Below are 12487 nucleotides of genomic sequence, written 5' to 3' on the forward strand. Positions count from 1 at the left end.
AGCCTATCCACTACGAGGGTCAAGGCTGGCCGGCAAGTGCTTGATTGACCGCCAGCCATCCTGTCACTGCTTGTTCTCCGGCGTCGCTGAAGGCGCGCTGCAACAGCTTCACCTGTTCGCGCCTTAGCGACTGCTCGAAGCGCAGCCCCTCTTCGGTCAGTTCCAGCAGGCGTTTGCGCTTGTCGGCCTCGGACGCAACGCTGTTCACCAGGTGCATTTCCTGCAATTGGCGCAGCGGCATGTTCAGCGCCTGCTTGCTCACACCGAGCAATTCCAGCAGTTCCTTCACGCTCAAGGCCGGGTAGCGCGCAATAAAAAACACGATGCGCTGATGCACCCGGCTCAGGCCGCGGCGTTCGAGCATTTCGTCGGCCTTGGCCGTAAATGCCTGGTACCCGAAGAAGAACGCTTCCATGGCTTGTTGCTGGCTGCTTTGGTTTTTAAGGTCAAGCATGTTGACGTATCCATTCAAGCTGTCGTAATTTCGGTCAAGCAGTTTGACGTATTTCCCACAGGCTTCGCTACCGGTGACCTTATGGCCTTCTCTGAACGTGTTACGCGCCTCAAAAGCTCCTTGATCCGTGAAATCCTCGCGGCGGCTCAGCGCCCGGAAGTGATGTCGTTCGCCGGTGGCCTGCCCGCCGAAGCCATGTTGCCGGCGTTGAATTGGGACGACATGCCGTTAAACATCGGCCAATACGGCATGAGCGAAGGTGAACCGCAGTTGCGTGAATTGCTTGCCGCCGAGGCGCGAGCCTTGGGAGTGCCCTGCCAGGCCAGCCAGGTGCTGGTGGTCAGCGGGTCCCAGCAAACCCTGGACCTGGCGGCCAAACTGTATATCGACAAGGGCACGAAAATCCTGCTGGAAGGCCCGACCTACCTCGCCGCATTGCAGATTTTCCAACTGTTCGGCGCCGACTGCCTCACCGTGCAACTGGAGGCTGATGGCCCTGACCTGGCCAGCCTGCGCGCCAACCTCGAACGCCATCGTCCGGCGTTCATCTACCTGATCCCTACGTTCCAGAACCCTTCGGCCGTGCGCTACAGCGAGGCCAAGCGTGCGGCCGTCGCCGCGTTGCTGGATGAGTTCGGTGTGACCCTGATTGAAGACGAGCCCTACCGCGAGCTGACCTTCGACGGCGGCAGCGCGCAGCCCATCGTCGGGCGCCTGAAAAAAGCCAGCTGGATCTACACCGGCACCGTCTCCAAGACCCTGTTGCCGGGCCTGCGCGTGGGTTACCTGATTGCCAGCCCGGACCTGTTCCCGCACCTGCTCAAACTCAAGCAGTCGGCGGACCTGCACACCAACCGCGTCGGCCAGTGGCAGGCGATGCAATGGATCGGCACGCAAAAATACCAGCAACACCTGGTGGAACTGCGCAGCTTCTACCGTGAGCGCCGCGATGCTTTCCAGGCGGCGCTGGCGCGTCACTTCAGTGACCTGGCCGACTGGCAAGTGCCCCAGGGTGGATTATTCTTCTGGCTGACCTTGAAACAGCCGCTCGACACCCGCACCTTGTTGGCTCCTGCGCTCGATCAGGACGTCGCGTTCATGCCCGGTGAACCGTTCTTTTCCGAGCCGGACCAGCATCTTGGCTCACTGCGGCTGAATTTCAGCCATATCGACCCGTCCCGTCTGGACGAAGGTCTCAAGCGGCTGGCCGCAGTGGTCCGTCAAGCACAGCACGCGCAAGCGGCATAAGGGGAGCCCCATGTACAAGGTTTATGGCGATTACAAGTCGGGCAATTGCTACAAGGTCAAACTGATGCTCAACCTGCTGGGCATCCCGTACCAATGGATTGATGTCGATATCCTCAAGGGCGATACCCAAACCGCCGAGTTCCTGGCCAAGAACCCCAACGGCAAGATCCCGGTGCTGGAGCTTGAAGACGGCACCTGCCTGTGGGAATCCAACGCAATCCTCAACTTCCTGGCCGATGGCAGCGAGTTCTTGCCGGCCGAGCCGCGTTTGCGTACGCAAGTGTTGCAGTGGCAGTTCTTCGAGCAGTACAGCCACGAGCCGTACATTGCGGTGGCGCGGTTTATCCAGTTTTACCTGGGCCTGCCGGAAGATCGCCAGGAGGAATACAAGAAGCTGCACAAGGGTGGCTACAAGGCCCTCAAGGTCATGGAACGCCAGCTGCAACTGACGCCGTATCTGGTGGGCGAGCAGTTCTCCATCGCCGATGTGGCTTTGTACGCCTACACCCATGTGGCCCATGAGGGCGGCTTTGACCTGGACGCCTACCCGGGCGTGCAGGCGTGGCTCAAGCGCGTCGCCAGCCATCCCAAACACGTAGCGATGCTCGACTGATTCACTCGATCAACTGTAGGAGCTGGCTTGCCTGCGATAGCATCAAATCGGTTAAACAGATAAACCGAGGTGTCTGCATCGCAGGCAAGCCAGCTCCCACATTTAGCTTGATGCTGTGCCTGATAATTCTTCGTTCAATAGCTCGAAGCAGCGTTGTGCTGCCGGGCTTAGCCCCATCCCGCTACGACTGATCAACCCGATCTCCCGGTTCACGCCCGGATGGTCGATGTGGATGCGCTTCAACCCCTCCAGGCTGTCCGCCGCCGACTCCGGCAGTACACTGATCCCCAACCCCTGGCGTACCAGCGCGAGCACTGTCGACATATAGTTGGCCTCCATGCCCGCGTTCATCCTCAGCCGTGTCTCATCAAATAACGCATCCACTTGCTCACGCACGCTGCTGTCGCGCCCGGTGAGGATGATCGGCTGGTCCGCCAGTTGCGCCAGGGTCAGTTGGCGATGACGCGTGAGGGGATGCCCTTGCGGCACAAAGGCACACAGTCGGTCGTTCAATACCGGTACAAATTCCAGGCCATGGCTCAGCCGCGCCCGTACGCCGATGCCGAAATCCACTTCGCCGGCGCGCACCTGGGCATGAATACGGTGGGCGACCAGGTCATGCAGGCGCACTTCGATGCCGGCAAAGCGCTCGCGAAACAGGCGCAGGGCGGGGGGAGGGTGCCGGCGCAGACCGAGGGCAGGGCGGCGATGGTCACGACGCCACGGCGCAAGGCAGCCAGGTCACGGGAGCCGGTGACGATGTTGTCCAGATCCAGCAGCAGTTTTTCCATCGGGCCGCGTGCGTCCTGGCCGGCAGCGGTGATGCTCACATGGCGTGGGCTGCGGTCGAGCAGGGCGACGCCGAGCCAATCTTCCAGTTGTTGCACCTGCACCGTCAGCGCCGAGGGTGACAGATGCAGCTCGTTGGCGGCCTTGGTAAAGCTGCCCGTACGGGCTACGGCCAGAAACGCCTGGATATGCTGGATCGAATTTTTCATTGTTATTTTTCTCGAGCGTTTTGTTTTTACGAATATGAATTGCTGAACATTCCAATTTACAAAGGGTAACGCGATTCCAATACTCGGGGTAAAACAATAACCGGCCGCAAAGGCCGCTCTGGAGTAACCCATGCTCGCTACCCTGGGTGTCATCACCATCCTGTGCCTGCTCGCTGCCGTCATGAGCAAACGCCTCTCGCCACTGGTGGCCCTGATCGCCTTGCCGATCATCGCCGCGCTGCTCGGCGGGTTCGGCCTGCAAACCAGTGCCTTCATCATTACCGGTATCAAGAACGTCGCCCCTGTGGTGGGCATGTTTGTGTTCGCGATTCTGTTTTTCGGGATCATGACCGACGCCGGCATGCTTGACCCCATCATTGATCGCATCCTGCGCACGGTAGGGACGCGTCCTACACGTATTGTCGTCGGCACTGCGACCCTGGCCTTGTTGGTGCACCTGGACGGCTCCGGCGCGGTGACCTTTCTGGTGACGGTGCCAGCGATGCTGCCGCTGTACACGCGGCTGGGGATCGACAAACGCATCCTCGCCTGTGTGTGTGCAATGGCCGCCGGGGTCAACTTCCTGCCGTGGACCGGGCCGGTACTGCGCTCGTCGGCGGCGCTGCATGTGCCGGTGGCCGACCTGTTCCAGCCGCTGATTCCGGTGCAGATCGTAGGGCTGATTTTCGTGTTTGCCTGTGCCTGGTGGCTCGGCCATCGCGAAGAAAAACGCCTGGGCCTCGGTGCCGGCTCCACGGTCGATGCCGTGCCGCAGCGGGTGCTCAGCGACGATGACATCAAGTTGCGCCGCCCGCGCCTGTTCTGGGTCAACCTGATCCTGACCGTGCTGGTGATGGTGGTAATGATCGCCGGCTGGGTCGACCCGGTGGTGATGTTCATGCTCGGCACCGTGCTGGCGCTGTGCATCAATTACCCGAATGTGGACGCCCAGCGCGCACGCATCGATGCCCATGCGAAGACCGCGCTGACCATGGCCAGTATCCTGCTCGCCGCCGGCGTGTTCACCGGGATCATGCAAGGCACCGGCATGCTCAAGGCGATTGCCGAAGTGGCGGTGGCGCAGATTCCGGCCGGCCACGGCAAGCTGATCCCGGCGGTAGTGGGCTTTATCTCCATGCCGCTGAGCATGCTGTTTGACCCCGATTCCTACTATTTCGGCGTGATGCCGGTGATCGCCGAAGTCGGCAAGGCGCTGGGTGTAGACCCACTGCAAGTGGCCCAGGCGTCGTTGCTGGGCGTGCACACCACCGGCTTCCCCGTGAGCCCGCTGACCCCGGCGACCTTCCTGTTGGTGGGCCTGTGCAAGATCGAGTTGGCCGATCACCAGCGCTTCACCATCCCTTTTCTGTTTGCCGCGTCGGTGTTGATGACCCTGACCGCGTTGCTCCTGGGAGTGATTTGAGATGAAAACCTTGCGCATCGGTTCCGGCGCCGGCTATTCCGGTGACCGTATCGAACCCGCCGTGGAACTGGCCGAACAGGGCGACCTCGACTACCTGGTCTTCGAGTGCCTGGCCGAACGCACCATTGCCTTGGCGCAACAGGCACGCATCAGCGATCCACAAGGCGGTTACGACCCGCTGTTGAGCGAGCGTATGCGCCGGGTGCTGCCGTATGTCGGGCAGCACGAAGGGCGTCGCCGCCTGCGGGTGATCACCAATATGGGCGCGGCCAACCCGCTGGCGGCGGTGATTGAAGTGCGGCGCATCGCCACCGAGCTGGGCCTGAACCTCAAGGTCGTGGCCGCGCTGGGCGATGATGTCCTGGAGGCGTTGGCGCCTGAGCAAATGCTGGATAACGGCCAGACTGTCGGCTCCTTGGGTGAGCGGTTGATATCCGCGAACGCCTACTTGGGCGTGGACGGCATTCTTGAAGCCCTGCGCGCCGACGCCGATGTGGTGATCACCGGGCGTGTGGCGGACCCTTCATTGTTCCTCGCGCCGCAAATGTTTGAGTTCGGCTGGGCGGCGGATGACTGGCCGCGCCTGGGGCGCGGTACGTTGGTCGGGCATTTGCTCGAATGTGCCGGCCAAGTCAGCGGCGGTTATTTTGCCGACCCCGGTTTCAAGGATGTGGATGACTTGGCGCGCCTGGGTTTCCCCTTGGCCGAAATCGATGCCGATGGCGAAGCGCTGATCACCAAGGTTGCCGGCACCGGCGGACGGGTCAGCCGCGCCACCTGCACGGAACAATTGATCTATGAAGTGCATGATCCGGCGGCGTACCTCACGCCGGATGTCACCGCCGATTTTTCCGGGGTGGGGTTTGTCGAAGAGGGCGTTGACCGCGTACGTGCCCAGGGTGCCGATGGGCGTGCGCGGCCCGAGCAATTGAAGGTCAGCGTCGGCTATCTGGACGGCTGGATCGGCGAGGGGCAGATGTCTTACGGTGGTCCGGGCGCTGTCGCACGGGCACAACTGGCGCGGGATGTCGTACTCAAGCGTCTGGAGTTGATGGGCGTGAAGATGCAGGACGTGCGCGCCGAGTTGATCGGCATGGATTCGCTCCACGGCCCGCGCAGCCGGGTCGAACCCTGGGAAGTGCGCCTGCGCGTGGCGGCCCGCTGTGAAGTGCGCAGCGAGGCGGTACGGGTCGGCAATGAAGTGGAAACGCTTTACACCAACGGCCCGTCGGGCGGCGGCGGTGCCAGCAAAAGTGTGCGTCAGGTGGTGGCGGTGGCGTCGTTGCTGCTGCCCCGTGGCGCGGTCAACCCGAGGATCGAAGCATGAAACTGCACACGCTGGCCCATTCCCGCACCGGGGACAAGGGCGACACTTCGAACATCTCGATCATTGCCTATCGCGCCGAGGACTATCCATTACTGTGCGAGCAACTCACGGCTGAGCGCGTGGCTGAGTTTTTCAGCGGCTTGCTGGAACCAGGCGCGGCGCCGGTGCGCCGGTATGCGTTGCCGACTGTGCAGGCGCTGAACTTTGTGCTGCCGGGGATCTTGCGCGGCGGCGTCACGCGTTCGCTGGCGCTGGATGCGCATGGCAAGTGTCTGGGTTCGGCACTGCTGGATCTCGACCTTTAACAACACCACAAAACCCCTGTGGGAGCTGGCAAGCCAGCTCCCACAGGGTTTCTTCAGTGTGGGTCAGACCGCGGCAAACCGCTTGTCCAGATAATCGATGATCACCTTGGAGTCATACATCCAGGTGGTCTGGCCATTTTCTTCGATACGCAGGCACGGCACCTTGATCTTGCCGCCTTGCTCCAGCAGGGTCTGGCGGTCCTGTTCGTTGTTCTTCGCGTCCTTCAGCGCCACCGGCACATTCAGGCGGTGCAGGGTGCGGCGGGTCTTCACGCAGAACGGGCAGGCGTGGAATTGATACAGCGTCAGTTCCTTGGCCGCGGCGTTCACCTGCGCCTGTTGCTCGGCGGGGCGCTGCTTTTTGCGCGGGCGGGTCAGGAAGTCGCCCGCGATGATGACGTGGCCGAGGCCCACTCGAAGTGCTTTGACGAACATGGCTGAAACCTCTTGCCCATGAAGAAGGGGCCGCAGCTTACCTGATTTTTGCAGGCGAAAAAAAACCGGCGATGAACGCCGGTTTTTTCTTACGCAGCCTTTTACTTGATCAGGCTGAGGAATTCGCTGCGGGTCGCCGCGTTTTCGCGGAACTCACCCAGCATCACCGACGTGATCATCGACGAATTCTGTTTCTCCACACCGCGCATCATCATGCACATGTGCTTGGCCTCGATCACCACGGCCACGCCCAGCGCGCCAGTCACTTGCATCACGGCATCGGCGATCTGGCGGCTGAGGTTTTCCTGGATCTGCAGGCGGCGCGCATACATGTCGACAATCCGCGCAACCTTCGACAGGCCCAGCACCTTGCCGCTCGGGATATACGCAACATGCGCCTTGCCGATAAACGGCAGCAGGTGGTGTTCGCACAGCGAGTACAACTCGATGTCCTTGACCAGCACCATTTCGCTGTTGTCGGAGCTGAACAAGGCACCGTTGGTGACTTCTTCGAGTGTCTGTTCATAGCCGCGGCAAAGGTACTGCATCGCCTTGGCGGCACGCTTTGGCGTGTCGAGCAGGCCCTCGCGGGAAACGTCCTCGCCGAGTTGGCCGAGGATCGCCGTGTAATTCTGTTCCAGGGACATGAAACTACCTGTGGGATTTTCGCAAAGCGCAAGGTTACGGTGGCGGGCACATCGCTGCAAGCCTGACGATGGCACTTGTTACTCGTCGCGCCCCTCCATCATGGTGCGCTTGAGCATCACATACACCGCCCCCGCACCGCCGTGGCGGGCCTGGCACGAGGTAAAACCGAGCACCTGGGCATGCTGGCGCAGCCAGGTGTTGACGTGGCTTTTGATCATCGGGCGCTTGCCGTCCAGCCGCACGGCCTTGCCGTGGGTGACGCGTACGCAGCGGATTTCGAACTTGGTGGCTTCGGCGAGAAAGGCCCACAGGGTTTCGCGGGCTTTTTCCACGCTCATGCCGTGCAGGTCGAGGCTGCCTTCGAACGGGATCTGGCCAACCTTGAGCTTGCGCATCTGGCTTTCCTGCACGCCATCGCGGGCCCACATCAGCTCGTCTTCCGGGCCGACGTCGATCACGAACTGGTCCGACAGACCATCCACGGTGGTGGCATCGGCACGCACGGTCGCGGCCTGGCGCAGTTTGGCGATCTGCGCCCGGTCAGTCTTGGGTTTGCCGATGTCGGCGCGGTCGTGCTTGATCGGCTTGACGCCGCGCAGCTCGTTTTTGAACAGGGAAAAATCGTCGTCTTGCATGTCAGCCTCCGCGAAGGGCGGGCAGTTTACCTAAATCGCGGCGGCCGGGGCGCAGGAAACGCTATTCAAACGCCATCAGTCGTGCTTTTTCATCAGGTGTGAGGCGATGTTCAGTGACAGCGGTTGACGCATCTTCCTACGGCTGCGACGCCACAGCCACACGCCCAGCCACAGCACCAACAACCCGATCACCGCCAGGATAGCCGAACCGCCAGGGCTGGCATTCAATTCGCCAAGGGCCGGCGAATGACCAAACAGGCCCGCGCCACCTGCGCCGGCCAGCAGCACACCTACAATCGCCAGCAACGCGGCAAAGCCGGCTACCAGGCGCAGACGCCAGTTGCTCGGGCCCTTGGGGCGCAAGCGACGAGCATCAAAACCATCGGATATCTTCATTCCGACCTTTCCTCCAGGGTATCGGCCCTTCGACCGGAAGATACACAGGTTGTTCCTGTACCTGAGGCAATTGCAGCAAATGACAGGCATTTGCGGATGAGCGGGGCAATAAACATTGCCGCGCCGCTCATCAGAAGGTCGATCAGATCAGATCTTTGGTCAGCGCGAGGGTCGCGAAGTTGTCAGCCATGATGGCCATTTCGGTCTGCTGCACATGTTCGGCGCTCAGGATGCCGCCCTTGTAAGGCAGGTCGCGGGTCGCGCAGGCGTCTTCCACCAGGGTGCAGCGAAAGCCCAGGTTCTTGGCGGCGCGCACGGTGGTACTGACGCTGGAGTGGCTCATGAAACCGCAGACGATCAGGTCCAGCGAGCCGAGGTCCTGCAGGTGTTTTTCCAGACCGGTGCCGTGGAAGGCGCTGGGCAGCAGCTTGCCGATGATGGTTTCGTCACCGGCCGGCTCCAGCCCCGGGATGAATTCGCCGCGCTCGCCCTGCGGGTCAAACAGGCCGCCGACGGTGCCCAGGTGGCGCACGTGCACGATCGGGCGCCCGGCGTTACGCGCCGCTGCGACCAGTTGCTGGATGTTGGCGACCGCCGCGTCCATGCCCGAGAGGGCGAGCGGGCCGCTGAGGTATTCCTTCTGGGCGTCGATGATCACGAGGGTCGCATGGCCAAGGTTGGCGGCTGCGTAACCGCGACCACTGAGTTGAAACATCGTCTTTGGAACGGACATTCTGGGGGCTCCTGTGAGGGGGGCTTTTGTGACATTGTCCACTGGCTGAGCGGTTCTGTGAATCGCTACCATCGTAAGGTACGCCGTTGTTGACGTGCAGCCATGTCAAGTGGGCGGCTGGTTTAACCGAATGATGGCAATTTGAATGAAATCCGACGTATGGCGTGATCTTTTCCTACGTCGTCGGTACAGGCGAAGGCTGTTAGAATCGCCAGTCGTTTTTTCCAGGAGTCTGCCCCCGTGATCACTTCCCGCCTGCGCACCTTGCGCGACCACATCCGTTGGGCTGTCAGCCGTTTCCATGGGGAAGACCTGTTTTTTGGCCATGGTACCGACAATGCCTGGGACGAAGCCCGGCAACTGGTGCTCGGCGCCTTGCACCTGCCGTGGGAAATTAATGACAGCTACTTGGATTGCAACTTGGAAGAAGAGGAAATCTCCCACGTGCAGCGCTTGCTGCATCGGCGCATCCACGAGCGTGTGCCCACCGCTTACCTGTTGAAGGAAGCCTGGTTCTGCGGCATGTCATTCATCGTTGACGAGCGTGTGCTGATCCCGCGCTCACCGATTGGCGAGCTGATCGAAAACCGCTTCGAACCCTGGTTGGCCCAGCCACCTGCGCGCATTCTCGACCTGTGCACCGGTTCGGGTTGCATCGGCATCGCGTGTGCCTACGAGTTTCAGGATGCCGAAGTGGTGCTGGGGGACTTGTCCTTTGAAGCGCTGGAAGTGGCCAATCAGAACATCGAGCGCCATGGCGTCGACGAGCGCGTGTACACCGTGCAGGGCGACGGGTTCGACGGCTTGCCGGGCCAGCGTTTTGACCTGATCGTATCGAACCCGCCCTACGTGGATGCCGAAGATTTCGCCGACATGCCCGACGAATACCAGCACGAGCCGGAGCTGGGCCTGGCCTGCGGCGACGATGGCTTGAACCTGGTGCGGCGCATGCTGGCCGAAGCGGCAGACCACCTGACCGAGAAGGGCTTGCTGATTGTCGAAGTGGGCAACAGCCAGGTCCACGTCGAGGCGCTGTACCCGGAAGTCGATTTTGCCTGGCTGGAGTTCCAGCGGGGCGGGCATGGGGTGTTTATGCTCACGGCAGAACAATGCCGCGAACATCAAGCGATCTTCGCCGCCCGCGTCTAACGCTAGGAACGCGGTCAGTGTAGGCGCTGGCTTGCCTGCGATAGCGGTGTATCAGTAGCAGATGTGCAAGCTGACTCACCGCTATGGCAGGCGAGCCAGCTCTCACATTTTTTGCATTCCAGCCTGACTAGCGGTGCGTGGCAATCCATATCAGCAACCCCGCCTGAAACACGGTAAACGCCACCAAACACGTGATGGTAAAACGCAAGCCGCTGTCTTCACGCTTGAACTTGGTGACCTTTTCCTCTTCCTTGCGCAGCTTCACTTCCTGCTCCGCCAGGTTGTGCTCGGCCTGCTGCAGCATCTGCGCCGCTTCCAGAATTTCCACGAACTGCACTTTCTCGGTGTTCCAGCTGTCCAGCACGTCGCTGACCTTGGCGGGCTGCACGTTGCCTTTGAGGTGCTGCACGTCGGCGTAGGCCACATCAAACCCCTGGATGCGCAGGAAGTGATCGCGGCGCAGGCGGGTGGATTCGTTAAGGGCGTCCTTGTTGGACAGGTCAACGCCATCGACGCGGTAGTGCGACCACTTTTTCTTGGCCCATGCGGCACCCTGGGCCACCAGGAAGCGCCCGATGCCGCGGTTGGCCGGTTCGATTTCCAGGCTGTTGCCCGGGCCGAAGTGCACGCGATGGGCGTCGTGGTCGACCCAGATATCCAGGTGGTTCTGTTCGCGGCGCACCCGCTGGCCCGGCAACTGGATCACCATGCGCAGCAGGCTGTGGTGTTTGTCATTGCGCTCGGCATAACCGAACTGCACGAACCGCAACGGCCGCACGCCCGTGGCGCGGTCGGTGGCCAGGGGGGCCAGGCGCAGCATCTTGAAATGTTCGGCCTGAACATCCGCCCACGGCAGGGGCGCCGCGTCGACGGCCTCGGTTTTTTCAGCCGGGGTGTCGGCGATTGGTTCCGGTGTTGCTTCAGTGGTTGTCATGCGGCGCGATCCTGTCCAAGCCCTGCAAGCCGACAGTCTTTTTACTGTCGACTCTGGGCTTATCGGCCGTTATTCGCAGGACTGGAGGCAAAATGTCGCTTAACGGGGCTGAAGTCCGGCGATAAAGCGCACCACCCGATTACCCAGCTCGGCGGCGAGGGGTAATTGCGGGTCGTTGTAGGAGGCCAATTGCTGCTTCACGTCATTGGGCACGATGCGCATCACGTGGTTCATGCCTTCAATCACCGTTAATTGTGCGTCGGGCTTGGCCTTTTTCAGTTGCTGAGCGTCACCCACGCCGACCTGGATGTCGTTGGTGCCCTGGATAATCAGTGCCGGCATGCGCAGTTTGGCGAAGGCTGCCGAGGGATCGGCGCGGAACAGGCTGATCAGATACGGCTGCACGCTGGGTCGGAAAATGCCCTCCAGCGGGCCAGGCACATCCGCATCCACCTGGCCGGCCTTGAGGTGATCGAGGATTTCATTGCTGCGCAGCAACAGGGCAGGGGGCAGGTGATCGGCCAGTTGCTGGCGGATCACCTGGTCCACCGGGCGGGCGCTGCCGGACAGGGAGATGACCCCGGCCGGGTCGAGTTGCGGTGCGGCCAGGGCCGCTACCAACGCGCCTTCGCTATGGCCGAGCACAATCAGCGGGCCCATGCGTTTGTCGGCCTTGAGCAGCTTGCCCCAGGCCACGGCGTCGGCCACGTAGGCGTCCAGGGTCAGGTTGCGTTCGTCGGGGGTGGCGGCGAGGCTGGCAGCGACCCCGCGCTTGTCATAGCGCACGCTGGCGATATTGTGCCGGGCCAGCACCCAGGCCAGACGCTTGAGGCTGTCGTTGCGTGCGCCGTCGGCGCTGTTGCCGTTGCGGTCGGTGGGGCCGGAGCCGGCGATGATCAGCACCACCGGCACCGGTTTGTCGGACTGGGGCAGCAGCAGCGAGCCAAACAGCTCGCCGCTGCCGGTGTCCAGGCTGATGGGCCGTTGCAGCACCACGGGGGAGGCGGCGAAGCCAAGGCTGGAAAACAGGGTGAGGGTCAAAAGCAGAACTCGCAGCATCATCACGCCATCATTGGGAAGGTGCCGGTTGGACCAATGTCTACCGGTAAGGTTTCGATGATGATCTAGTCGGTTAGCCTGCGTATACTGGCCGCCTTAAGTTATTACGGTTGACTTGATTCAACTGATT

The 12487-nt window shown here is 61.6% G+C and carries 14 protein-coding genes and 1 pseudogene; 6 read left to right on the forward strand and 9 right to left on the reverse strand.

Annotation, left to right across the window (positions count from 1 at the left end; all coding sequences use genetic code 11):
- Positions 1 to 19: 19 nt before the first annotated feature.
- Positions 20 to 454 carry a MarR family transcriptional regulator gene (locus LRS56_04295; GenBank protein ID WDU63762.1) on the reverse strand — a complete coding sequence of 145 codons (435 nt, stop codon included), beginning with the start codon at positions 452 to 454 and terminating at the stop codon, positions 20 to 22.
- Between the two features lie 81 nt (positions 455 to 535).
- Between LRS56_04295 and LRS56_04300 the strand changes: the two genes are divergently transcribed.
- Together LRS56_04300 and LRS56_04305 are read left to right on the forward strand one after the other, a co-directional pair.
- Positions 536 to 1702 carry a PLP-dependent aminotransferase family protein gene (locus LRS56_04300; GenBank protein ID WDU63763.1) on the forward strand — a complete coding sequence of 389 codons (1167 nt, stop codon included), beginning with the start codon at positions 536 to 538 and terminating at the stop codon, positions 1700 to 1702.
- Positions 1703 to 1712: 10 nt separating this feature from the next.
- On the forward strand, positions 1713 to 2315 hold the full coding sequence (locus LRS56_04305; GenBank protein WDU63764.1) for a glutathione S-transferase family protein: 603 nt from the start codon (positions 1713 to 1715) through the stop codon (positions 2313 to 2315).
- A gap of 102 nt (positions 2316 to 2417) precedes the next feature.
- Here LRS56_04305 and LRS56_04310 read toward each other — a convergent pair.
- Positions 2418 to 3313: pseudogene (locus LRS56_04310) on the reverse strand (LysR family transcriptional regulator).
- Between the two features lie 130 nt (positions 3314 to 3443).
- On the opposite strand from LRS56_04310, the gene LRS56_04315 reads away from it, so the two are divergent.
- From LRS56_04315 to LRS56_04325, 3 genes are read left to right on the forward strand one after another with little or no spacing between them, the layout of a single operon-like run.
- Entirely contained in the window at positions 3444 to 4736 is a 1293-nt protein-coding gene (locus tag LRS56_04315) for a citrate:proton symporter (protein ID WDU63765.1), read from the forward strand.
- Between the two features lies 1 nt (position 4737).
- Positions 4738 to 6063 carry a DUF1446 domain-containing protein gene (locus LRS56_04320; protein ID WDU63766.1) on the forward strand — a complete coding sequence of 442 codons (1326 nt, stop codon included), beginning with the start codon at positions 4738 to 4740 and terminating at the stop codon, positions 6061 to 6063.
- The gene (locus LRS56_04325; GenBank protein WDU63767.1) at positions 6060 to 6368 is read left to right on the forward strand and encodes a hypothetical protein; all 309 of its coding nucleotides are present in this window, start codon (positions 6060 to 6062) and stop codon (positions 6366 to 6368) included. Before LRS56_04320 ends, LRS56_04325 begins: the two co-directional genes overlap by 4 nt.
- Positions 6369 to 6431: 63 nt before the next feature.
- On the opposite strand, the gene LRS56_04330 is transcribed toward LRS56_04325, so the two are convergent.
- From LRS56_04330 to LRS56_04350, 5 genes are all read right to left on the reverse strand, one after another.
- The gene (locus tag LRS56_04330; protein ID WDU63768.1) at positions 6432 to 6803 is read right to left on the reverse strand and encodes a glutathione S-transferase N-terminal domain-containing protein; all 372 of its coding nucleotides are present in this window, start codon (positions 6801 to 6803) and stop codon (positions 6432 to 6434) included.
- A 101-nt stretch (positions 6804 to 6904) separates the two neighbouring features.
- Complete coding sequence (gene folE / locus LRS56_04335) at positions 6905 to 7450, reverse strand: GTP cyclohydrolase I FolE (protein WDU63769.1); 546 nt, start codon at positions 7448 to 7450, stop codon at positions 6905 to 6907.
- Between the two features lie 78 nt (positions 7451 to 7528).
- Positions 7529 to 8086: a Smr/MutS family protein gene (locus LRS56_04340; GenBank protein WDU63770.1), complete on the reverse strand. Its 558-nt coding sequence runs from the start codon at positions 8084 to 8086 to the stop codon at positions 7529 to 7531.
- A 75-nt stretch (positions 8087 to 8161) separates the two neighbouring features.
- Positions 8162 to 8482: a hypothetical protein gene (locus tag LRS56_04345; protein WDU63771.1), complete on the reverse strand. Its 321-nt coding sequence runs from the start codon at positions 8480 to 8482 to the stop codon at positions 8162 to 8164.
- 142 nt (positions 8483 to 8624) lie between these two features.
- Positions 8625 to 9215, reverse strand: coding sequence for a cysteine hydrolase family protein (locus LRS56_04350; GenBank protein ID WDU63772.1), 591 nt, complete (start codon positions 9213 to 9215; stop codon positions 8625 to 8627).
- A 240-nt stretch (positions 9216 to 9455) separates the two neighbouring features.
- Between LRS56_04350 and prmB the strand changes: the two genes are divergently transcribed.
- A complete protein-coding gene (gene prmB / locus LRS56_04355) occupies positions 9456 to 10364 on the forward strand; it encodes a 50S ribosomal protein L3 N(5)-glutamine methyltransferase (GenBank protein ID WDU63773.1) in 909 nt (302 codons plus the stop codon).
- A 127-nt stretch (positions 10365 to 10491) separates the two neighbouring features.
- On the opposite strand, the gene LRS56_04360 is transcribed toward prmB, so the two are convergent.
- On the reverse strand, positions 10492 to 11298 hold the full coding sequence (locus LRS56_04360) for a hypothetical protein (GenBank protein ID WDU63774.1): 807 nt from the start codon (positions 11296 to 11298) through the stop codon (positions 10492 to 10494).
- Between the two features lie 99 nt (positions 11299 to 11397).
- The gene (locus LRS56_04365) at positions 11398 to 12360 is read right to left on the reverse strand and encodes an alpha/beta fold hydrolase (GenBank protein ID WDU63775.1); all 963 of its coding nucleotides are present in this window, start codon (positions 12358 to 12360) and stop codon (positions 11398 to 11400) included.
- Positions 12361 to 12487 lie beyond the last annotated feature (127 nt).

Source organism: Pseudomonas poae, assembly GCA_028869255.1.
Classification (GTDB): Bacteria; Pseudomonadota; Gammaproteobacteria; order Pseudomonadales; family Pseudomonadaceae; genus Aquipseudomonas; species Aquipseudomonas poae_C.